The organism is Streptomyces sp. HUAS MG56, from assembly GCF_058673395.1.
The window spans coordinates 7,860,178-7,881,327 of sequence record NZ_CM178722.1 but is presented as its reverse complement, the minus strand read 5'-3'; the positions used below and the strand labels follow the sequence as shown (position 1 = coordinate 7,881,327).

Here is a 21,150-nt window from a genome sequence, read left to right as displayed (position 1 = left end):
GGTTGCCCGCCCCTCACCCTTTCGGGTCTTTCTTCCGGGTCTTCCTACATCTGCCTGCGGGCCGTCAGCAGCGTGAGTACCAGGTAGAGGACCAGCGACGTGCCCAGTCCCACCGCCCAGCCGTAGTCCGCCAGGGCCGACAGGGCGGGGATGGGGCGGCCGTCGAGCAGGGGTTTGAAGCTGGCGCCGCCGATCGCGAGGACGCCGCCCGCGAGGAAGGCGACGACGGCCCGCCAGTTCCAGCCGGCCGCGTACCAGTAGCGGCCGCCCGCGCGGTACAGGTCGGCGAGGTCCAGTCGGGTGCGGCGCAGCAGCCAGTAGTCGGCGACGAGGATGCCCGCGACGGTGCCGAGCAGACCGCCGACCAGGCCGAGCCAGGTGAAGATGTAGCCCTGCGGGTCGGAGTACAGCTTCCAGGGCATGATCACCACCGCCAGGACCGCGGTGACGAGCGCGCCGGTGCGGAAACTCACCTTCCTGGGCGCCACGTTGGAGAAGTCGAAGGCCGGGGATACCAGGTTGGCCGCGATGTTCACCGAGAGCGTCGCCACCAGGACCGTGACCAGGGCGTAGAGCAGGCCCACCACGTTGTCGGTCTTCGCGGCCAACTGCACCGGATCCCAGACCGGTTGCCCGTAGACCGCCTGCGAGCCGGAGGTCACCAGCACTGACAGGAACGCGAACAGGGTCATCGTCGTCGGCAGGCCGAGCGCCTGGCCCCGGGTCTGGGCCTTCTGGCTCCTGCCGTAGCGGGTGAAGTCGGGGATGTTCAGCGACAGGGTGGACCAGAAGCCGATCATGCCCATCAGGGACGGCCAGAACAGCTTCCAGAAGTGGCCGCCCCAGCCGAGCTTCGACGGCTGGTCGAACAGCGGGCCGACGCCGCCGGCCTTGCCGGTCATCCACGCCAGCATCACCAGCGCGCCGACGATCACGAACGGCGCCGCCCAGTTCTCGAAGCGGCGGACCGTCTCCATGCCCCGGTAGATGATCGCGACCTGGAGCAGCCAGAACAGCGCGAACGACAGCCACATGGTCCAGGCGTAGCCGCCGACGTGCGCGGCGTTCGACCAGCTGTCGCCGATCAGCTTGCCGGCGAGGAAGTAGATGGCCTCGCCGCCGATCCAGGTCTGGATGCCGAACCAGCCGCACGCCACCAACGCCCGTACGACGGCGGGCAGGTTGGCGCCGCGCACCCCGAAGGAGGCGCGGGCGAAGACCGGGAAGGGGATGCCGTACTTGGGGCCCGCGTGCCCGGTGAGCAGCATCGGGACGAGGACGACCAGGTTGGCGAGGGCGATGGTGAACACCGCCTGTTTCCAGTCCATCCCGACGGCGATCAGTCCGGAGGCGAGCGTCCAGGAGGCGGTGTTGTGGGCCATGCCGACCCACAGCGCGGAGAAGTTGTACGTCGTCCAGGTGCGCCCGGCCGCGGGGACCGGGAGCAGGTCGTCGTTGGCGTACGGGCCGCTGGGCGGCGGGGTGCCGGGGGCGAGTTCGACGCGGCCGTCGGGGAGGGTGACCTGACGGGACGGGGGTATGGCTGCGGGGGCGGTGTCGGTCATGGGCGGTCCCGGAGGGGTGAGACGGGTCGGGGAGTGCCGTGCGGGCGGCGCGATGGGGGGTGCGCGGGCGGGCGCCCTGTGCCCCCTCCCCCCGGGCGGCGGGGAGGGGGAGACCAACGGGGAGGCGGTGGTCAGGAGTTGACGGCGGGGATCACCCGGGAGCCGTAGGCGTCGATGGTGGCTTCCCGGGCGTCGTGCATGTCGTACACCGCGAACTGGTCGACGCCCAGCGCGCGCAGCGCCTTCAGTTTCTCGACGTGCTTCTCAACAGGGCCGATGACGCAGAAGCGGTCCACGATCTCGTCGGGCACGAACGCGGTGTCGGGGTTGTCGGCGCGCCCGTGGTGGGAGTAGTCGTACCCCTGGCGGGCCTTGATGTAGTCGGTGAGTTCCTCGGGGACCCGGCCGGAGTGCTCGCCGTAGCGGGCGACGAGGTCGGCGACATGGTTGCCGACCATGCCGCCGAACCAGCGGCACTGCTCGCGGGCGTGGGCGAGCGCCTCGGGCGAGTCGTCCTCGGTGACGTACGCCGGGGCGGCGACGCAGACCGTCACCTCGGACGGGTCGCGGCCGGCGGCGACGGCGGCGTCCTTCACGGCCTTGACCATGTACTCGGTGAGGTAGAGGTCGGACAGCTGGAGGATGAAGCCGTCGGCCTCCTCGCCGGTCATCTTCAGCGCCTTGGGGCCGTACGCGGCCATCCAGACGGGGAGTTCGGCGCCCTCCCTGATCCACGGGAAGCGGATCTTCGTGCCGCCGAGGTCGGCCTCCTCGCCCCGGCCGAGGGCCCGGATGACCTTCATCGCCTCGCTGATCCGGGCCAGCGTGTTGGGCTTGCGGCCCGCGACGCGCATCGCGGAGTCGCCGCGGCCGATGCCGCACACGGTGCGGTTGCCGAACATGTCGTTGAGGGTGGCGAAGGTGGAGGCGGTGACCTCCCAGGTGCGGGTGCCCGGGTTGGTGACCATCGGGCCGATCTTCAGCTTCTGTGTGTTGGCGAGGATCTGACTGTAGATCACGAAGGGTTCCTGCCACAGCACGGAGGAGTCGAAGGTCCAGCCGTACGTGAAGCCGTTGCGCTCGGCGCGTTTCATCAGGCTGACGACGCGGGAGGCCGGCGGGTCGGTCTGGAGGACGAGTCCGAAGTCCATGGGCGCCACTCCTCGTTCGGTTAGTTGAGGTACTGACAGGTGGAGCGCGGGGTGTAGACGCCGTGACCGGTGCGTCCGGTGTACTCCCGCTCGGTGATGACGGGTACGCCGCGCGAGAGCACGGTCTCGACGCGGCCGGTGATCCGTTTGCCCTCGTAGGCGGAGTAGTCGACGTTCATGTGGTGCGTCGCGGCCGAGACGGTCTGCTCGGCGTGCGGGTCGTAGACGACGACGTCGGCGTCGGCGCCCGGGGCGATGGTGCCCTTCTTCGGGTAGAGGCCGAACATGCGGGCCGGGGTGGCGCAGGCGATCTCGATCCAGCGACGGCGCGAGATACGGCCGTCGACGACGGCCTGGTGCAGCAGGTCCATGCGGTTCTCGACGCCCGGCAGTCCGTTGGGAATCCTGGAGAAGTCGCCGCGGCCCAGCTCCTTCTGGCCGGCGAAGCAGAACGGGCAGTGGTCGGTGGAGACCACCTGGAGGTCGTTGGTGGCGAGGCCCCGCCACAGCGCGGCCTGGTGCTCCTTCGGCCGCAGCGGCGTGCTGCACACGTACTTCGCGCCCTCGAAGTCCGGCTCGGCGAGGTTGTCGGTGGACAGGAACAGGTACTGCGGGCAGGTCTCGCCGAAGACGGGGAGCCCCTCGTCGCGCGCCCGCGCCAGCTCGGCGACCGCCTCCTGCGCCGAGACGTGCACGACGTACAGGGGCGCGCCGGCGACCTGCGCGAGCCGGATGGCGCGGTGGGTGGCCTCGGCCTCCAGCAGGGCCTTGCGGACCTCGCCGTGATAGCGCGGGTCGGTGTCGCCGCGGGCGAGGGCCTGCTGGACGAGGACGTCGATGGCGATGCCGTTCTCGGCGTGCATCATGATCAGCCCGCCGTTCTCGGCGGAGCGCTGCATGGCGCGCAGGATCTGCCCGTCGTCGGAGTAGAAGACGCCCGGATACGCCATGAACTGCTTGAAGGAGGTCACGCCCTCCTCGACCAGCAGGTCCATCTCCTTCAGCGTCTCGTCGTGGACGTCGGAGACGATCATGTGGAAGGCGTAGTCGATCGCGCAGTTGCCCTCGGCCTTGGCGTGCCAGGCGTCGAGGCCCTCGCGCAGGGTGTGACCGACGCTCTGCACCGCGAAGTCGACGATCGTCGTCGTACCGCCCCACGCCGCGGCCCGGGTGCCGGTCTCGAAGGTGTCGGAGGCGAAGGTGCCGCCGAACGGCAGCTCCATGTGGGTGTGCGCGTCGACACCGCCCGGGATGACGTACTTCCCGGTGGCGTCGACGACCCGCTCGGCGGTGAACGCCTCGGCGGCGGCGGTGCCGGAGGCGGCGAGGGCGGCGATGCGGCCGTCCTCGATCAGGACGTCGGCGTGGAGTTCGTCGGAGGCGGTGATGACGAGTCCGCCGCGGATGACGGTACGGCTGCTCATGCTGCTCCCTCGGTCAACGAATGCGGTCGGGGTGCGGTCAGGGTGCGGTCAGCGGCTCGTACGCCCCCGGCGCCCGGTCCCGGTAGAACTGCCAGCGGTCGCGGACCTCGCGGAGTTTGGCCAGGTCCAGGTCGCGGACGACGAGTTCGGTCGCCTTGTCGCTGGCGACCTCGCCGACGAACTGGGCCTCGGGGTCCACGAAGTAGGTCGTGCCGTAGAAGTCGTTGTCGCCGAGGTCCTCCACGCCGACCCGGTTGATCGCGCCGACGAAGTACTCGTTGGCGACGGCCGCCGCCGGCTGCTCCAGCTGCCACAGGTAGCGGGACAGGCCGCGGGAGGTGGCCGAGGGGTTGAAGACGATCTCGGCACCGGCGAGGCCGAGTGCCCGCCAGCCCTCGGGGAAGTGACGGTCGTAGCAGATGTACACGCCGATCCTGCCGACGGCCGTGTCGAAGACGGGCCAGCCGCTGTTGCCCGGGCGGAAGTAGAACTTCTCCCAGAATCCCCGGACTTGCGGGATGTGGGTCTTGCGATACTTGCCGAGGTAGGAACCGTCCGCGTCGATCACCGCGGCGGTGTTGTAGAGGACGCCTGGCTGCTCCTCCTCGTACATCGGCAGGACGAGGACGATGCCCAGCTCGCGCGCCAGGCGCTGGAAGCGCTGGACGGTCGGGCCCTCGGGGATCCGCTCGGCGTACTCGTAGAAGGCCTTGTCCTGCACCTGGCAGAAGTAGGGGCCGTAGAACAGCTCCTGGAAGCAGAGGACTTGGGCGCCCTGGGCGGCGGCGTCGCGGGCCGCCTGCTCGTGCACCTGGATCATGGATTCCTTGTCGCCGGTCCACGCGGTCTGGAACAGGGCGGCACGGATCACTCGGCTCATCGGGACCTCCGTCGGCTCGGTGTGCGGTGAGCCTAGAAAGCGCGGAGGGCGCCTTCGACGGGCAGCGTGTCACGTCTGCGGGCGCGCGGCGTGCCACCGTGTCACGTGTCGCCTGCCGCATGTTTCACCGCCGTTTTCCCAGGTCGTCGTGTGTTTCAGCGCTGTTGCGCATCGTGCGCGAGCAGCGCGATGTGGACGGAGGCCGCCTGTTCGAAGTCGTCCAGGTCGACGCCGAGGCGGGTCTGTATGGCCTCCAGGCGGCGGTAGAGCGCGGGCCGGGAGACATGGTGGAGCTGGGCGGTGCGGGACTTGTTGCGGCCGGTCGCGAGATAGGTCCGCAGGACACCCAGCAGCTCCGGCTCGGCCGCGCACAGCAGCCCGTCCAGCTCCCGTTCGGCGAAGGACTGCACATGCGGGTCGTCGCGCAACAGCCGTACCAGCCCGCGCAGATGGACGTCCCGGAGCCGCACCACGTCGGGCAGGTCGAGGGTGTGCGAGGAGTCGGCGACGGCGTCGGCGACATGCCGGGCCTCGCGCAGCCCGGCGGGCACCTCGTCCCATGCGGTACGGGCGTCGGCGGCGGCGACCACGGCCCCGGACCCGGCGCGCAGCCGGGCCGCGAAGTGGCCGGTGAGCGCCACCGCGTCCTGGTCCCGGGCGAGGCTGAGCAGCACGGCGGCGGCCCCGTCGGCGAGTTCGGCGACGAGTCCGGACAGTCCCAGCAGCCGGAGCACACGGTCGAGTTCCTCGGGACCGGGGCCGAGGACCACGAGGGGCACGAAGGTGCGCCGGTTGACCGGGAGCCCGGCGGCGCGGGCCCGGGGCAGCAGGGCCCGGGCCGGTACGGCGCCGGAGACGAGGTCGGTGAGCAGCCCCTGCGCGGACTGCTCCTCCCAGCTCGCCGCGCTGGAGCCGCCGAGCATGCGGTGCAGGACCAGCGCCTCGGCGGCCCGGTCGGCGAGCAGCCGCCCGGTGGCGGCGGGGCCCCGGTGGCCGCACAGCAGCAGCCGGCCCCAGCGCTCCCCGCGGCCGCCCAGTTCGGCGCTGATCCAGCCGTCGCCGTGGGCACCGCCGGCCTGCCGGGCGATGCGCTCCCAGTCGCGCAGTACGTCGTCCACGGCCGGCCGCTCCCCCGCCGTGGCGAGGACGCGGTGGGCGAGGTTGGTGACGACGACGGGGCAGCCGCTGTGCACGGCGACCTCGTCGAGCAGCCGCTGCAGGGGGGCGCCGGCGGTGATGAGGCCGGTGAGGGCGGTGCGGATGGACTCCGAGAGGCTGACGGCGGCGAACTTCCGCCGCACCAGGCGGGACTGGACCTCCTCCGTCAGCTCGGCGAAGGGGAAGGGGCGGTGCAGGACCACCATGGGCAGCCCGCAGCGGTCCGCGGCGCGCCGCATCGCCTCGGGGGGCGCGGGAAAGGCGCGGCCCAGGCCGAGGACGACGGCGGCCGCCTCGGCCCGGTGCAGCGACTGGACGTACTCGGCCTGCTTGGCCTCGTCTCCGGCGAGCAGGACGCCGGTGGTGAGGACCATCTCGCCGCCGCTGAGCATGACCCCGACGTCGGCGGCCTCGGCGACATGCACCCAGCGCACCGGCCGGTCCAGCTGCCCGGCACCGGCCACCACCTCGGGTTCCCCGGCGAGCACCCGTTCCAGGGACAGCACCTGGCGCACGGAGAGCACGGGCTCCCAGCCGTGCGGGGTCTGCGAGGCGGTGGTCATGGCCGTGCACCTGTCTCTCTCGTCCGTGCGCCGTTTCCCCCGGGGGCGCTAGTACGCGCTCCGCAGGGCCCGTTCCAGGATCGCCGCGCCCTCCTCGGCCTCCGCGACGGTCAGCGACAGCGGCGGGGCGATGCGCAGGGCGCTGGTGTTGTGGCCGCCGCCCTTGCCGATGAGCAGCCCGCCCTCGCGGGCCGTCTCCAGGACGGCGGAGGCCGACTGCGGGTCCGCCTCGTCCGTGCCCGGCCTGACCAGCTCGACGCCGATCATCAGTCCGCGCCCGCGCACCTCCCGGACCCCCGGCAGCTGGGCGGCGACCGTCCGCAGCCGCTCGATGAGCAGACCGCCGACCCGGCGGGCGTTGCCCTGGAGGTCGTGTTCGAGGAGGTAGGCGAGGTTGGCGAGCCCGGCCGCCATGGTGAGCTGGGTGCCGCCGAACGTCGAAATGCTGTTGGCGTCCAGGCAGTTCATGATCTCGGCGCGGGCGATCACGCCGCCGATGGACGTGCCGTTGCCGATGCCCTTGGCGAACGTGACGATGTCCGGCGGGCCGCTCTGCGCGTGCGCCTGCCAGCCCCAGAAGTGCTCGCCGGTGCGGCCCCAGCCGGTCTGCACCTCGTCGGCGATCCACAGGATGCCGTGCTCCTTGAGGACGTCGCGGAAGGCGGCGTAGAGGCCGTCGGGCGGCGAGGTGAAGCCGCCGACGCCCTGGATGGGCTCGGCGATCAGCGCGGCGGGCGGGCGGGTGTGCCCGAGGATGTCCTTGAGGTCCGCGACGCAGGCGTCGATGAACGCGCGGTCGTCCAGCTCGGCGAACGGCCCCCGGGTGCGCACTCCGCCGTGCACGTAGAGAGTCTGGAGCGGGGACAGCGAGGTCGGGGACCAGCTGCGGTTGCCGGTGATGCCGACGGTGCTGAAGGAGCGGCCGTGGTAGCTGTTGCGCATCGCGAGGATCGTGTTGCTGCGCCGGTACGCGGTGGCGAGCAGCAGGGCGGTGTCGTTGGCCTCGGTGCCGGAGGTGGTGAAGAAGACCCGGGCGTCCGGGATGCCGCTCAGCTGGGCGACGCGCTCGGCGAGTTCGACCATCGGCCGGTTCAGGTACAGCGTGGACGAATGGACGATCCGCCCGGCCTGCTCGCTGACGGCCTTGGTGACCTCGGGGAGCGCGTGGGCGGTCATCGTGGTCAGGATGCCGCCGAAGAAGTCCAGGTACTTGTTGCCGGCGGAGTCCCAGACGTGGCGCCCCTCGCCGTGGGTGATCTCGATCGGCTCGTCGTAGTAGAGGGCCAGCCAGTCGGGCAGGACCTGACGGTGGCGGGAGTAGAGGTCGGTCACGGCTGGATCAGTCCTTCGTAGGCGTCGGGGCGGCGGTCGCGGTAGAAGGCCCACTGCTGCCGCACTTCGTCGATCAGGCCGAAGTCGAGGTCGCGGACGAGCAGTTCCTCGGACGTGTCGCTCGCTGCCTCGCCCACGAACTGCCCACGTGGATCAACGAAGTAACTGGTCCCGTAGAAGTCGTTGTCCCCGTACTCCTCCCGGCCCACCCGGTTGATGGCGGCGACGAAGTACTCGTTGGCGACGGCCGCCGCCGGCTGCTCCAGCTGCCACAGGTAGGCGGACAGGCCGCGGTGGGTGGCGGAGGGGTTGTACACCAACTGGGCGCCGTTGAGCCCGAGTTGCCGCCAGCCCTCCGGGAAGTGCCGGTCGTAGCAGATGTACACGCCGACCTTGCCGACGGCGGTGTCGAAGACGGGCCACCCGAGATTGCCGGGTTTGAAGTAGTACTTCTCCCAGAAGCCCTTGACCTGCGGGATGTGGTGCTTGCGGTACTTGCCGAGGTAGGAGCCGTCGGCGTCGATCACAGCGGCGGTGTTGTAGTAGAAGCCGGACTGCTCGACCTCGAAGACGGGCACGACGGTCACCATGCCGGTCTCGCGCGCCAGCTCCCGCATCCGGCGCACGGTCGGCCCGTCGGGCACCGGCTCGGCCCAGCGGTAGTGCTCGGGCTCCTGGACCTGGCAGAAGTAGGGCGCGTTGAAGACTTCCTGGAACCCGATGACCTGGGCGCCCTGCCGGGCCGCCGTACGGGCGTGCGCCTCGTGTTTCGCCACCATGGACTCGGTGTCGCCGGTCCAGGTGGCCTGGACCAGTGCGGCGCGTACGACGTTGGCCATGAGCTGCTCCTTCGACGGGACGCCAGAGCCTCTACACCCGTGGAGCAGGCCGTAGAGGGACGAAAGTAAGCCTCCTGGAGGCCCTTGCCAAGACCATCGTCGTCAACAGGCGGGGTCGATCACGTTTCACACGCCGATGGGCGAGCGGACGATCCGCGCGACGGGGTGAAACGGGGCAGACCGGTACGAGGTCGTCCCGGCTCCTCTCACGCACCGTACCCGGCGACACGCAGGGCGTGCACGAGGTCCCAGTGCCGCTCCTCGGAGACGCCGCGGGCGGCGTCGAGCAGCAGCGGCACGAGACGCCGCGGCTCGGGGGCGACCGTCCGGGCGGCTGCCTCCGCCGTCCGCGCGCGGACACAGGCGTCCAGCAGGGCCCGCACCTCGCGCTCCCGCCCGTCGTCCGCCAGCCGCAGCACGGCGGTCCCGACCTGCTCGGCCGGCCGGGCCACGCCCTGCCGCAGCAACTGCCGCCCGTCGCCGTCCCGCCCTGCGGCGGCGAGCGCGTCGGCGACGCCGACCAGCCGTTCCACGGGCAGCGAGGCGGCCTCCCACAGCAACGTCGCCCAGTCGGCCCCGAGCCCGGCCCGGTGCAGGGCATCGGCGAGCACGGGGTAGCGGGCCGGGGGCCACTGCGCGACCTCGGCCAGCAGCACATGCGCCTCGCCGCTGCGCCCCGCGGCCCGCAGCCGCGCCAGCCGCCCGACGGCTTCGGCGACCGCCGCGTCCGCCCCGGCGTCGACGTGCTCGACGCGCACCGTCTCCGCCTCGACGGGCTGCTCCGCCGCCCCGGCGAACCGGGCCCCGCGAGGCCGGGCGGACCCGGCCGCCCGCGGCACCCGGGCCGCCGGCACGGGCGCCTGCGGTACGGGGACGGGGGCTGCCACGTCCTCGGCCATCCCGGCGAACCGGGCACTGCCGCGCCGGCGTTTCCGGGCAGTGGCGACCGGCGCGGGAAGTGACCCCGAATCGGGGGGTGGCCCCGGGGCGGGCGGGGCGGAGGGCGGGGCATGCCGGGCGGGCGGTGGCGGGACGACGGGGTCCGGTTCCGGGGTCACGACGGCCGGGGAGGCGGGGGGAAACGGAGTGGCGGCCGCCGGCGCCTCCACCGAACCGGCACCACCACGCACCCGCGGGTCGGCCCGGCCACCAGCCCCCGCCGACTCCCCCTCCCGACCGGGCCCGTCGGCCGACGGGCCCGGTCCCGGAGCCGGCCGTTCCCGCACGGGCCCCGTCCAGTGGCCCGCCGCCCGTCGGTCCAACTCCGCCAGGCGGCCGCGGAGTTCCTCGCACCTCGCGGAGGCGCGGGCGTGGTCGTCGCGGGCCCAGGCGAGGTCGAGGCGGAGGGAGTCGAGGCCGGCACCCGAGGCGCCCGGGGCCCCCGCGGTGAGCAGACGGGTCAGCTCTGCCTGGCGTTCGGCCGCGTAGCGCTGTTCGCGGAGCATGACGTCGAGCCGGTCGGCCAGGGCCGCGCGTGCCCCGGGGCGGGCGTCGTACGAGGTGAGAGCCGCCCGGTACAGGCCCCTGGCGCGGGTCCGCTCGGCGTCCGCCGCGCCCGTGCCGTACACCGTCGCGAGGTCGTCCAGCAGCGCCTCGACGACGTCCCACGGCGGCACCTCGCGCCCCTGAAGGCAGGCCCGCATGCCCTCGGGGTCCCGCTGCCAGAAAACGCCGCTCCAGCCCTCCCCCTGGTCCAGGCGGGCCAGCAGGCCGTCCAGACAGCCCGCGAACTCCCGCACCGGACCGGGGAGTTGATCCACCGCCATCGCCCAGCTCCCGCCCCACCACCGGCACTACGGCCACCAGGCAACACCAGTCGTGTTACGGCTCTGCTACGCACGGTTTTCCGGCAGCGCGCGGACCCCTCACCCCGGACACCGGCTCACACGGCGACGAGTGCGCAGCGGGTGACCAGTTCGTCCATCGACAGTCCGAGGGCCGCGGCCAGCGCGGCCACGGTGAAGAACGCCGGTGTCGGCGCCCGGCCCGTCTCGATCTTGCGGAGCGTCTCGGCCGAGACGCCCGCAGCCGCGGCGATCTCGGTCATACTCCGGCCGCCGCGCGCCTCGCGCAGCAACCGCCCGAGCCGCTCGCCGCGTTCACGCTCTTCGGGGGTGAGGGGGGTGCGCACCATGCCGCCATTCTAATACCGGCCGCCCGGTGCACCCCATTTAAATACCGGTATACTAATTGGCGCGAGGGGGTCGAAGCCGGACGCGCCGATCGAGGCGCTGCACGCAGCCGGTGCGACCTCGCCGTTCCTCGGGCCACCGCCCGCGCGACGGCGACCTGATGCCGGTCGGCTGCGGCGCCGTCCTGGACGACTGGGCCGCCGATTCGGCGCTCAGCATCACGGTGGACCGGCCGCGTCCGGCGGACGTGCGGCTGACCGGCACCGCCGAGCGGGCCCTGGCGTCGCGGGGTCCCTCCCGCGCGCGAAGCCGAGCCGGGGGGAGTCGGCGACCGACGACAACGCCGCTGGGGTCCCCCCTCCGGAGGAGCGCGTGCCAGACCCCGCTCGGGTCGGCATGATCTAGACGACACCCCGGGTCTGCCGCGGCGCCGGCTACGGCATCCCTCAGGGCCTCTGCGGCCACGGCGTGGGCAGCGGGCCCCCGGGCGCTGGTGGCGCGGACGGCGCGGGAGCCGCGCGCACGGCCGCGGCGCGCCCGCAGCCGCCCGCCGGCCGGCGCCCGCTCCCCGCAGGCGAACATGCCCGCCCCCACGGATCGTGTCATCGTGGGCATGAACAGCCAGCGAGGAACGGAACGCCATGACCAACGGCTACCCTCCCGACCCCTTCGGCGATTTCCTGGCCCGCTTCTTCGGCGGATCCGGCGCAGCCCCCGGTCCCCGCCACATCGACATCGGCCGGCTGCTCAGCCAGCCGGCCCGGGAGCTGGTCAGAGGAGCCGCCCAGTACGCCGCCGAGCACGGCAGCCGGGACCTGGACACCCAGCATCTGCTGCGCGCGGCGGTGTCGGCCGAGCCCACCCGGAGCCTGCTGAGCCGGGCCGGCGCGGACCCGGACTCGCTCGCCACGGAGATCGACGACCGGGCGGGCCCGGTCCAGCACCCGCCCGGCGAGGCACCGCCGCCCACCTCGCTGTCACTCACCCCCGCCGTCAAGCGCGCCCTGCTGGACGCGCACGACCTGGCGCGGTCGAGCGGCGCCGGGTACATCGGCCCGGAGCACGTGCTCAGCGCGCTGGCCGCGAACCCGGACTCGGCCGCCGGGCACATCCTGAACGCGGCCCGGTTCTCGGCGGGCGGGCTGCCGCCCGAGGCGCCGGAGAGCACACAGCCCCGCCCGGAGCGGCAACGGCCCACCGGCACGCCCACGCTGGACAAGTACGGCCGTGATCTGACCGAACTGGCCCGGCAGGGCCGGATCGACCCGGTGATCGGCCGGGACACCGAGATCGAGCAGACCATCGAGGTGCTGTCGCGACGCGGCAAGAACAACCCGGTCCTGATCGGCGACGCCGGGGTCGGCAAGACGGCCGTCGTGGAGGGGCTCGCGCAGCGCATCGGCGACGGGGACGTACCGGACGGGCTGGCCGGGCGCAGGGTCGTCGCGCTGGACCTCACCGGGGTCGTCGCCGGCACCCGCTACCGGGGCGACTTCGAGGAGCGGCTCAACACCATCGTCGAGGAGATCCGCGCCCACTCCGACCGTCTGGTCGTGTTCATCGACGAGTTGCACACCGTCGTCGGCGCGGGCTCGGGCGGCGAGGGCGGCGCGATGGACGCCGGGAACATCCTGAAGCCGGCGCTCGCCCGCGGCGAACTGCACATCGTCGGCGCGACCACACTGGAGGAGTTCCGCCGGATCGAGAAGGACGCGGCGCTGGCCCGCCGGTTCCAGCCGATCCTGGTGCCCGAGCCGACGGTCCCGGACACCATCGAGATCCTGCGCGGGCTGCGCGACCGGTACGAGGCCCACCACCAGGTCCGCTACACCGACGAGGCGCTGGTCGCCGCCGTCCAGCTCTCGGACCGCTATCTCACCGACCGGCGGCTGCCGGACAAGGCGATCGACCTGATCGACCAGGCGGGCGCCCGGGTACGGCTCGGCGCCCGGACCAAGGGCACGGACGTGCGCGCGATGGAGCGCGAGGTGGATCAGCTGGTCCTGGACAAGGACCAGGCGGTCGCGGCCGAGGAATACGACGCGGCCAAGCAGCTGCGGGACCGGATCGGCGAGCTGAAGCAGCGGATCGAGCAGGTCAGCGGCGGCGACAAGGCCGACGAGGGGCTGGATCTGGAGGTGACGGCGGAGGCCGTCGCCGAGGTGGTGTCCCGGCAGACCGGGGTCCCGGTCGCCCGGCTCACCCAGGAGGAGAAGGAACGGCTGCTCGACCTGGAGCGGCATCTGCACCAGCGGGTCGTCGGCCAGGAGGAGGCCGTCGCCGTGGTCTCGGAGGCCGTGCTGCGCTCCCGCGCGGGCCTCGCGAGCCCGAACCGGCCGATCGGCAGCTTCCTGTTCCTCGGCCCGACCGGCGTCGGCAAGACCGAACTGGCCCGGGCCCTCGCCGAGGCGCTGTTCGGCAGCGAGGAACGGATGGTCCGCCTGGACATGAGCGAGTACCAGGAGCGGCACACCGTCTCCCGGCTGGTCGGCGCCCCGCCCGGGTACGTCGGCCACGAGGAGGCCGGGCAGCTCACCGAGGTGGTGCGCCGGCACCCGTACTCGCTGCTCCTGCTCGACGAGGTGGAGAAGGCGCACCCGGACGTCTTCAACATCCTGCTCCAGGTCCTGGACGACGGCCGGCTGACCGACTCCCAGGGCCGGACGGTGGACTTCACCAATACGGTCATCGTGATGACCAGCAACCTCGGCTCCGAGGCGATCACCCGGCGCGGCGCCGGGATCGGGTTCGGGCCGGGCGGTGCGGACGCGGACGAGGAGGCGCGGCGCGAGCAGATCCTGCGGCCGCTGCGCGAGCACTTCCGGCCGGAGTTCCTCAACCGCATCGACGAGATCGTGGTCTTCCGGCAGCTCACCGGCGCCCAACTGCGGCAGATCACCGAGCTGTTGCTGGACGGGACCCGTCGGCTGCTGGAGGGCCAGGGCGTCACGGTCCACTTCACGGACCCGGCGGTCGACTGGCTCGCCGAGCGCGGCTACCAGCCCGAGTACGGCGCCCGCCCGCTGCGCCGCACCATCCAGCGGGAGGTGGACAACCAGCTGTCCCGCCTCCTGCTGGACGGCACGATCTCCGAGGGCAGCCGGGTGACGGTGGACGTGACGGACGGCCACCTGGACTTCCGCTCCGCCCGCTCCCAGCCTCCGCCGCCGGAGCCGTAGCAGCGGCCTGTGGCGGCCGCGCTCACCGCGCCGGGTCCACCACCATCGCCGAGCCGCCGCCGCGGCGTACCTTCTCGGCGGCGGCCAGCCACTCGCCGCCGGGCAGGCGCTGGACGCCGGTGGCCGCGCCGATCTCGGGGTTGAGGGAGAAGGAGTGGCCGATGGCCTCCAGCTGCTTCTTCAGGTCGCTGTCGTAGAGGGCCGGTTCGAGTTCGGTCCGGGCCGCGTTGCGCTGGCTGGCGCGGGGGGCGGCGATGGCGTCGACCAGCGGGAGGTGCCGGTCGAGGAACTCGGTCAGGGTCTGGAGCACGGTCGTGATGATGGTGGCTCCGCCGGGCGAACCGAGCGCCACCACCGGCAGGTTGTGGCGGTCCAGGACGATCGTCGGCGCGATCGACGAGCGCGGCCGCTTGCCCGGACCGGGCAGGTTCGGGTCGTGCACGGCCGGGTCGGCCGGCGTGAAGGAGAAGTCCGTCAGCTCGTTGTTGAGCAGGAAGCCCCGGCCGGGCACGGTGATGGCGCTGCCGCCGGTCTGCTCGATGGTGAGCGTGTAGGAGACGACGTCGCCCCACTTGTCGGCCACCGTCAGATGCGTGGTGTTCTGGCCCTCGTACGTCGTCGGGGCCGCCGTGCCGCCCGTGCCGCAGGCCTTCGGATGGCGCGGGTCGCCGGGGGCGAGCGGGCTGGTCAGGACGGCGTCGTCCTTGATCAGGCAGGCGCGCGAGTCGGCGTACCGCTGCGACAGCAGTTGCCTGGTCGGCACGTCCTCGAACGCGGGGTCGCCGACCCAGCGCCCCCGGTCGGCGAAGGCGATGCGGCTCGCCTCGATGAAGTGGTGCAGGTACTGCGCCTCGCTCGCCTTCGAAAGGTCGGTGTTCTCCAGGATGTTGAGCGCCTCGCCGACCGTGGTGCCGCCGGAGGAGGAGGGTGCGATGGAGTAGACGTTCAGGCCGCGGTACGACGTCCTCGTGGGGGCCTGGAGCCTGGTCCGGTAGACGGCGAGGTCCTTCTCGGCCAGCTTCCCGGGGCGCGCCGTCCAGCCGGAGGCGGGGTCCACGGGCGGGTGCTCGACGGTGTTGACGATGTCGTCGCCGATGTCCCCGCGGTAGACCGTGCCGATGCCTTTTCGGCCCAACTCCTCGTAGGTGCGGGCGAGTTCGGGGTTCTTGAAGATGGAGCCGACGGCGGGGAGCCGGCCGCCGGGCAGGAACAGCTTCGCGGTGTCGGGGAAGTAGCGGAACCGGGTCTCGTTGGACGCGGTCTGCGAGCGGAAGGTGTCGTCCACGGTGAAGCCGTCGCGGGCGATCCGCTCGGCGGGCTTCAGTACCGTGCCGAGCCGTTCGGTGCCCCAGTCGTCCAGCGCCGTCTGCCAGGTGGCGGGCGTGCCCGGGGTGCCGACGCTCAGCCCGCTGCTGACGGCGTCGGCGAAGGAGAGCGGCTTGCCGTTCTCCACGAACAGGTCGGAGCCGGCGCTCAGCGGCGCCGTCTCCCGGCCGTCGATGGTGTGCACGCTGCGGGTCCTGGCGTCGTAGTAGACGAAGTAGCCGCCTCCGCCGATGCCGGAGGAGTAGGGCTCGGTGACGCCGAGCGCGGCCGCGGTGGCGACGGCCGCGTCGACCGCGTTGCCGCCGTGCCGCAGGACCTCGATACCGGCCGCGGTGGCGTCCGCGTCGACACTCGCGACGGCGCCGCCGTAACCGACGGCCACCGGGGCCTTGGTGGGGGTGCTGCTCGTCGCGGCGGGCGGCGCGGCCGCCCCCACCGACACCAGGGCGGCCGAGACCGCCACAACCGCAAGTTTCCGCGTGCCAGGACGACCCATCCGTGCCTCCCGTCGGGACAGTCCGCGCAGCGTAACGAGATTGCCGCAGTACCGACAGTACGCCTCGGCCACCGGCCGCACGAACGTCACGGATCGAACACCGGTACGTGGCCGTTGCCCGGGACCGCTAGCATGCGCGCCCATGAACGACGACGTGCGCAACATCGTCCTCGGCCTGGTGGCCACGGGCATCTCCGCCTCGCTGGGCTGGCTCGCCCGCACGTATCTGTGGCGCCGCAAACTCCGGCGCAAGCAGGCGTTCTTCGGGCTGCCGGAGAACGCGGAGTCGTTGCTCGTCGTCAACCGCGACCCGGCCGCCGCCGAACCGGCGGTGCACCGCTTCGACGTGTTCGCGCTGCTGGAACTGTCCGCGCTCATCAAGGAGTGCGGAGCCAACGCCCATGTGGTCACGCAGGACACGGTCCAGCAGGGCTTCGGCGAGCGCACCGAGTTCTGTGTCGGCGGGCCGGCCTCCAACCGGCGCACGGCCGCCCACATGTCGGCGATGCTGCCGGGTCTCGCGGTCAACACCGATCCGGAACCGGGGCCGGAGCGGGGCGCCTTCCGGATCGGCGGCGAGCACTACCCGATGGCGCGCGGCACCGCCGAGCACGTACTGCTCGCCCGGGTCACCACGAGCGGCCAGGCCCGGCCGGTGTTCCTCTTCTGCGGCCAGAGCGCGATCACCAACCAGGCCGCGACCCGCTATCTCGCCCGCCACCACGAGCGGCTGCACCGCAAGTACGGCACCGGTTCGTTCGTACTGCTGCTGAAGGTGCTCAACTCGCAGGCGTACGGCCCGGACGTGGTGGAACTGGTGGCGGACGTGACCCGCGCGGCGCGCACCCCCGCCCCCGCGACGGCCTCCGCCGACACGGCCGCTTAGCCCTTCAACAATCTTTACCCGCACGTAACTTACCGACGGGTTACTTACGGTAAAGGGGCACGGTTACCGTCGGGTCACTTTGCACTGACACGAGTGAAGGAGTGACCCATGGCATCCGCAGGACACGGCCGCACCGCCCTGCGCACCACAGCCGCCACGGCCGTATCGGCGGCGCTCGTCGCGGGAGGCGTCGTCGGGCTGGCCCCGGCCGCCCAGGCCGCCCCGGCCGCCGCCCCGTCCGTGCGCTTCGTGGACATCACCGGCGACGGCGGCACCGTGCTGAAGGCCAACGTCGTCGCCCCCGCGGACGCGAGCGCCACGCACCGCTACCCGCTCGTCGTGCTGCCCACGAGCTGGTCCCTGCCGCAGGTGGAGTACCTGGCGCAGGCCGAGAAGCTCGCCGACGCCGGCTACGTCGTCCTCAGCTACAACGTGCGCGGGTTCTGGCAGTCCGGCGGGCAGATAGAAGTGGCCGGTCCGCCGGACGTGGCGGACGCCTCCAAGGTCATCGACTGGGCCTCGGCCCACACCCCGGCCGACCCGCGGCACATCGGCATGGCGGGGGTGTCGTACGGCGCCGGGATCAGCCTGCTCGCCGCCGCGCACGACCGGCGGATCAGGGCGGTGGCGGCGCTGAGCGGCTGGGCGGACCTGGTCGACTCGATCTACTCGGGCCGCACCCAGCACGTGCAGGCGCTCGCCGTGCTGGACGGCCTGGGACGGCTCACCGGCCGCGAGAGCCCGGAACTGCGCGCGATGTTCCAGAACCTGTACTCCTCGAACCTCTCGAAGGAGCAGGAGATGATCGCATGGGCGAAGAAACGTTCTCCCGCGACCTACCTCGACCAGCTGAACCGCAACGGCGCCGCCGTGATGCTCGCCAACGCCTGGGGCGACACCATCTTCAACCCCAACGAGTACACCGCCTTCTACGAGAAGCTGAAGGTGCCCAAGCGGCTGGAGCTGCGCCCCGGCGACCACGCGACCGCCGAGCTGACCGGCCTGTTCGGGCTGCCCAACGACGTCTGGACGGACACCGAGCGCTGGCTCGGCCACTATCTCAAGGGCGCGGACACCGGCGTCGACCACGAGGAACCGGTCCGGCTGAAGTCCCGTAGCGCGGGGGAATACGAGGGCTACCCGGACTGGAAGTCGGTCGGCGCGACCCGCGAGAAGATCGCGCTCGCCGGCTCCACCACCATCCACGCAGGCGTCGACTCGGGCGCCGACGGCGGGATCGTCTTCCTCTCCAGCATCCTGGACCAGGTCGCCCAGCTGCCGCCGATGGCCTCGATCCCGCTGCTGCCGCGCCGCTGGGCGGCCGTGTGGCAGTCGCCGCGCCACGGCACCGCGCAACAGGTGCGGGGCACGGCGAGCCTGCACACGACGCTGACCCCGACGGCGGAGAGCGGCACCCTCGTCGCCTACCTGTACGACGTGGGGCCGCTCGGCGTCGGCAAGCTGGTCACGCACGCGCCGTACACCTGGCACGGGCGGACACCCGGCACGCCGTTCGACGTCGACCTGGACCTGTTCTCCACGGCCTACGACGTACCCGCCGGGCACCGCCTCGCGCTGGTGGTCGACACGGCCGACCCGCTGTACATCGAGCACAACCCGTCCGGCGCGCAGCTGACCTTCTCCTCGCCCTCGGACGACCCGTCGTACGTGTCCGTCCCCGTGCGCGAGCAGTGATCTCCGGCTGCCGCCGGACGAGCCTGGCCCGTGTGAACTGCCGCCCCTCCTAGGGTTTCGGGACCGTGGGGGGCTCCCCGCCCGGCAGCAGCGCCCCAGGACCCGGTGTGGCGAGAGCCACCGCCTCGGTCTTGGGGCTGCGCTGCTCACGGCGGGACACCCGGACGGCGCACCACGAGAGCAGCATGCACATCCCGATGTAGATCGGCGAGATCACCATCACCACAGGGATGAACGGCAAATCGTAGTCGAGGTTGGAGGCGATCAGTTTCCCGGCATGGAGGAACTCCTCGTAGGTGATGAGGTAGCCGAGCGAGGTGTCCTTCAGGGCGACCACCAACTGGCTGATGACGGCGGGCAGCATGGCGCGCACGGCCTGCGGGACGAGGACGTGCGTCATGACCTGCGTCTTGCGCATGCCGAGCGCGAACGCGGCCTCGTGCTGGCCGCGTTCGACGGCGTTCACGCCCGAGCGCAGGACCTCGGCGAGCACCGAGCCGTTGTAGAGGGTGAGTCCGGCGACGAGCGCGGTCAGCGGCTGCGCCTTGAGCGCCACGAAGATGAAGAAGATCATCACCAGGACGGGCATGGCGCGGAAGAACTCCACGAGGACCGCGGCCACGAGGCGCACCGGCCGGTGGTCCGACAACCGCCCGACGGCGAGCACCGCGCCGAGCACCAGGGAGAGTGCGGCCGCGATGACGAAGGCCTTCAGGGTGTTGCCGAGGCCGCGCAGCAGCAGTTCCTGGATGCCCTTGTACACGAAGGGCATCCACTTGGTGTACGTGAACTGGCCGGTGTCGGACAGCAGATACAGGATCCAGGCGATCAGGCCGAGGAGCACGGCGGCGGCCAGCACGCCGTAGAGGCGGTGCCGCTGCCTGGTGCGCGGGCCCGGGATGTCGTAGAGGGCGGTGGTGCCGGTCATCGGGCGACTCCCCAGGTGCGCTCCAGCGCGTGGAACAGCGCGCTGACGGCGAGCGTGATGATCAGGTAGCCGAGGGCGATCCAGACGAAGGTCCAGACGATGTTGTAGCCCAGTTCGTTGAGGGTCTTGTAGGTGCCGAGCAGTTCGGTGACGCTGAACGCGCCCGCGATGGCGGAGTTCTTCGCGAGGGCGATGAGGGTGGAGCCGACCGGCGAGATCACCGAGCGGAACGCCTGGGGCAGCACGACCAGGTTCAGGGTCTGCCCGAAGGTCATGCCGAGGCTGCGGGCCGCCTCGCCCTGTCCTGTGGGCACGGTGTTGATGCCGGATCGCAGGGCCTCGCAGATGAACGCCGAGGTGTAGCAGCCGAGGGCGAGGACGGCGAACACCTGGAAGGGCAGCACGAGTCCGAACCGGGGCAGGCCGAGCACCACCGCGAAGAACAGCAGGGTGAGCGGGGTGTTGCGCAGCACGGTGACCCACACGGTGCCGAAGACGCGCAGGGAGGCGACGGGGGCGACCCGGAAGGACGCCATCAGGAAGCCCAGCGCCAGCGCCAGCAGCCCGGCGTAGACGGTGAGTTCGACGGTGCCGAGGAAACCCCTGCCGTAGAGGGAGAAGTTGTCGGTCAGTACGTTCATGCCGTCCTCGCACCGGGCGCCGGGTAGCGGTCGATCGGGGGCGGGTGGGGGGCGGGTACGCCGGACAGGCCGAGCGTGGCCTCGTACGCCTTCTTCCAGTCGCCGTTGTGCTGCCGGGCCTCCAGGGCGTCGTTCAGGGCGAAGCGCAGGGCGTCGTCGCCGCGCGGGACGCCGATGCCGTACGGCTCCTTCGAGAACGGCTTGCCGACGACCTTGAGTTCGTCGGGGGCCTTGGCCGTGTAGCCGATGAGGATGGCGTCGTCGGTGGTGACCGCGTCGACCTGATAGGTGAGCAGGTTGTCGACGCAGACCGAGTAGGTGTCGTAGCCGACCAGGACGGCCCTCGGGTAGTCGGCCTGGATGCGCTGGTACGGCGTGGAGCCGGCGGCCGAGCAGACGCGTCTGCCGTCGAGGTCGCCGGGGCCGTGGATGGCGTTCTCGTCCTTGCGCACCAGCAGGGACTGGCCGGCCATGAAGTAGGGCCCGGCGAAGCCGACGAGCTTCTTGCGGTTGGCGTTGATGGTGTATGTGCCGACGTAGTAGTCGATCTGGCCGTTCTGCAGGGCGGTCTCGCGGTTGGCGGAGGCGATGGTCTTGAAGTGCACCGACTGCGGCGCGAGGCCGAGGGAGGCGGACATCATCCTGGCGATCTCGATGTCGAAGCCGGAGTAGGTGCCGGTCGCCGGGTCCTTCTCGCCGAGGTAGGGCTGGTCCTCCTTGGCGCCGACGACGAAATAGCCGCGCCGCTTCGCCCGGTTCCAGGTGCCGGAGGCGGGCAGGCTGAAGCTCCGGTCGACCCGGTAGTGCGGGAGCCTGTCGGCCGCCGGGCCCTTGCTCGGCGGGCTGCCCTCCTTGCCGCAGGCGGCGGCCAGCAGCGCGAGCGCACCGCACAGGACAGCACCGAGGGCGGCGCCCGGGGCGCGGGGCACACGGGTGGTACGGATCACGGTCGCGC

At 72.1% G+C, this 21,150-nt stretch carries 16 protein-coding genes; 3 read left to right on the top strand and 13 right to left on the bottom strand.

What is annotated here, in order from left to right:
* Window positions 1–44 precede the first annotated feature (44 nt).
* From AC4OXY_RS36835 to AC4OXY_RS36795, 9 genes are all read right to left on the bottom strand, one after another.
* On the bottom strand, window positions 45–1,565 hold the full coding sequence (locus AC4OXY_RS36835; protein ID WP_491991765.1) for an NCS1 family nucleobase:cation symporter-1: 1,521 nt from the start codon (window positions 1,563–1,565) through the stop codon (window positions 45–47).
* A gap of 131 nt (window positions 1,566–1,696) precedes the next feature.
* Window positions 1,697–2,716 (bottom strand): TIGR03842 family LLM class F420-dependent oxidoreductase, encoded by a 1,020-nt coding sequence (locus AC4OXY_RS36830; protein ID WP_356025360.1) that lies wholly within the window; start codon window positions 2,714–2,716, stop codon window positions 1,697–1,699.
* Window positions 2,717–2,736: 20 nt separating this feature from the next.
* On the bottom strand, window positions 2,737–4,140 hold the full coding sequence (hydA, locus tag AC4OXY_RS36825) for a dihydropyrimidinase (RefSeq protein ID WP_491991764.1): 1,404 nt from the start codon (window positions 4,138–4,140) through the stop codon (window positions 2,737–2,739).
* 37 nt (window positions 4,141–4,177) lie between these two features.
* Window positions 4,178–5,020, bottom strand: a complete 843-nt coding sequence (locus tag AC4OXY_RS36820) for a nitrilase-related carbon-nitrogen hydrolase (protein ID WP_071384581.1) — start codon at window positions 5,018–5,020, stop codon at window positions 4,178–4,180.
* Between the two features lie 155 nt (window positions 5,021–5,175).
* Window positions 5,176–6,741 (bottom strand): PucR family transcriptional regulator, encoded by a 1,566-nt coding sequence (locus tag AC4OXY_RS36815; RefSeq protein ID WP_491991763.1) that lies wholly within the window; start codon window positions 6,739–6,741, stop codon window positions 5,176–5,178.
* 48 nt (window positions 6,742–6,789) lie between these two features.
* Window positions 6,790–8,073 carry an aspartate aminotransferase family protein gene (locus AC4OXY_RS36810; protein ID WP_356025354.1) on the bottom strand — a complete coding sequence of 428 codons (1,284 nt, stop codon included), beginning with the start codon at window positions 8,071–8,073 and terminating at the stop codon, window positions 6,790–6,792.
* Window positions 8,070–8,912 (bottom strand): nitrilase-related carbon-nitrogen hydrolase, encoded by an 843-nt coding sequence (locus tag AC4OXY_RS36805; RefSeq protein ID WP_356025352.1) that lies wholly within the window; start codon window positions 8,910–8,912, stop codon window positions 8,070–8,072. Before AC4OXY_RS36805 ends, AC4OXY_RS36810 begins: the two co-directional genes overlap by 4 nt.
* 206 nt (window positions 8,913–9,118) lie before the next feature.
* A complete protein-coding gene (locus AC4OXY_RS36800; RefSeq protein WP_491991762.1) occupies window positions 9,119–10,678 on the bottom strand; it encodes a hypothetical protein in 1,560 nt (519 codons plus the stop codon).
* Between the two features lie 116 nt (window positions 10,679–10,794).
* Window positions 10,795–11,046: a helix-turn-helix domain-containing protein gene (locus AC4OXY_RS36795; RefSeq protein WP_356025348.1), complete on the bottom strand. Its 252-nt coding sequence runs from the start codon at window positions 11,044–11,046 to the stop codon at window positions 10,795–10,797.
* A 639-nt stretch (window positions 11,047–11,685) separates the two neighbouring features.
* Between AC4OXY_RS36795 and AC4OXY_RS36790 the strand changes: the two genes are divergently transcribed.
* Entirely contained in the window at window positions 11,686–14,223 is a 2,538-nt protein-coding gene (locus tag AC4OXY_RS36790) for an ATP-dependent Clp protease ATP-binding subunit (protein WP_491991761.1), read from the top strand.
* 22 nt (window positions 14,224–14,245) lie between these two features.
* Here AC4OXY_RS36790 and ggt read toward each other — a convergent pair whose 3' ends face one another.
* Window positions 14,246–16,045 (bottom strand): gamma-glutamyltransferase, encoded by a 1,800-nt coding sequence (gene ggt / locus AC4OXY_RS36785; RefSeq protein WP_491991760.1) that lies wholly within the window; start codon window positions 16,043–16,045, stop codon window positions 14,246–14,248.
* A gap of 142 nt (window positions 16,046–16,187) precedes the next feature.
* Here ggt and AC4OXY_RS36780 point away from each other — a divergent pair, with 142 nt between their 5' ends.
* Together AC4OXY_RS36780 and AC4OXY_RS36775 are read left to right on the top strand one after the other, a co-directional pair.
* Window positions 16,188–16,931 carry a hypothetical protein gene (locus AC4OXY_RS36780; RefSeq protein ID WP_376294378.1) on the top strand — a complete coding sequence of 248 codons (744 nt, stop codon included), beginning with the start codon at window positions 16,188–16,190 and terminating at the stop codon, window positions 16,929–16,931.
* 108 nt (window positions 16,932–17,039) lie between these two features.
* Window positions 17,040–18,626 carry an alpha/beta fold hydrolase gene (locus AC4OXY_RS36775; RefSeq protein WP_491991759.1) on the top strand — a complete coding sequence of 529 codons (1,587 nt, stop codon included), beginning with the start codon at window positions 17,040–17,042 and terminating at the stop codon, window positions 18,624–18,626.
* A 49-nt stretch (window positions 18,627–18,675) separates the two neighbouring features.
* Here the strand turns inward: AC4OXY_RS36775 and AC4OXY_RS36770 are convergent, their stop codons facing one another.
* The 3 genes from AC4OXY_RS36770 to AC4OXY_RS36760 are packed head-to-tail and all read right to left on the bottom strand — an operon-like array spanning window position 18,676 to window position 21,142.
* Window positions 18,676–19,554, bottom strand: coding sequence for an amino acid ABC transporter permease (locus tag AC4OXY_RS36770; protein WP_491991758.1), 879 nt, complete (start codon window positions 19,552–19,554; stop codon window positions 18,676–18,678).
* On the bottom strand, window positions 19,551–20,195 hold the full coding sequence (locus AC4OXY_RS36765) for an amino acid ABC transporter permease (protein ID WP_491991757.1): 645 nt from the start codon (window positions 20,193–20,195) through the stop codon (window positions 19,551–19,553). Before AC4OXY_RS36765 ends, AC4OXY_RS36770 begins: the two co-directional genes overlap by 4 nt.
* On the bottom strand, window positions 20,192–21,142 hold the full coding sequence (locus AC4OXY_RS36760; RefSeq protein ID WP_491991756.1) for a glutamate ABC transporter substrate-binding protein: 951 nt from the start codon (window positions 21,140–21,142) through the stop codon (window positions 20,192–20,194). The genes AC4OXY_RS36765 and AC4OXY_RS36760 overlap by 4 nt, the downstream gene beginning before the upstream one ends.
* Window positions 21,143–21,150: the final 8 nt, after the last annotated feature.

Excerpts from the sequence above, each read along its gene's own strand:
- AC4OXY_RS36835 (WP_491991765.1), bottom strand. The coding sequence starts at position 1,565 with ATGACCGACACCGCCCCCGCAGCCATACCCCCGTCCCGTCAGGTCACC.
- AC4OXY_RS36830 (WP_356025360.1), bottom strand. The coding sequence starts at position 2,716 with ATGGACTTCGGACTCGTCCTCCAGACCGACCCGCCGGCCTCCCGCGTC.
- hydA (WP_491991764.1), bottom strand. The coding sequence starts at position 4,140 with ATGAGCAGCCGTACCGTCATCCGCGGCGGACTCGTCATCACCGCCTCC.
- AC4OXY_RS36820 (WP_071384581.1), bottom strand. The coding sequence starts at position 5,020 with ATGAGCCGAGTGATCCGTGCCGCCCTGTTCCAGACCGCGTGGACCGGC.
- AC4OXY_RS36815 (WP_491991763.1), bottom strand. The coding sequence starts at position 6,741 with ATGACCACCGCCTCGCAGACCCCGCACGGCTGGGAGCCCGTGCTCTCC.
- AC4OXY_RS36805 (WP_356025352.1), bottom strand. The coding sequence starts at position 8,912 with ATGGCCAACGTCGTACGCGCCGCACTGGTCCAGGCCACCTGGACCGGC.
- AC4OXY_RS36800 (WP_491991762.1), bottom strand. The coding sequence starts at position 10,678 with ATGGCGGTGGATCAACTCCCCGGTCCGGTGCGGGAGTTCGCGGGCTGT.
- AC4OXY_RS36795 (WP_356025348.1), bottom strand. The coding sequence starts at position 11,046 with ATGGTGCGCACCCCCCTCACCCCCGAAGAGCGTGAACGCGGCGAGCGG.
- AC4OXY_RS36790 (WP_491991761.1), top strand. The coding sequence starts at position 11,686 with ATGACCAACGGCTACCCTCCCGACCCCTTCGGCGATTTCCTGGCCCGC.
- ggt (WP_491991760.1), bottom strand. The coding sequence starts at position 16,045 with ATGGGTCGTCCTGGCACGCGGAAACTTGCGGTTGTGGCGGTCTCGGCC.
- AC4OXY_RS36780 (WP_376294378.1), top strand. The coding sequence starts at position 16,188 with ATGAACGACGACGTGCGCAACATCGTCCTCGGCCTGGTGGCCACGGGC.
- AC4OXY_RS36775 (WP_491991759.1), top strand. The coding sequence starts at position 17,040 with ATGGCATCCGCAGGACACGGCCGCACCGCCCTGCGCACCACAGCCGCC.
- AC4OXY_RS36770 (WP_491991758.1), bottom strand. The coding sequence starts at position 19,554 with ATGACCGGCACCACCGCCCTCTACGACATCCCGGGCCCGCGCACCAGG.
- AC4OXY_RS36765 (WP_491991757.1), bottom strand. The coding sequence starts at position 20,195 with ATGAACGTACTGACCGACAACTTCTCCCTCTACGGCAGGGGTTTCCTC.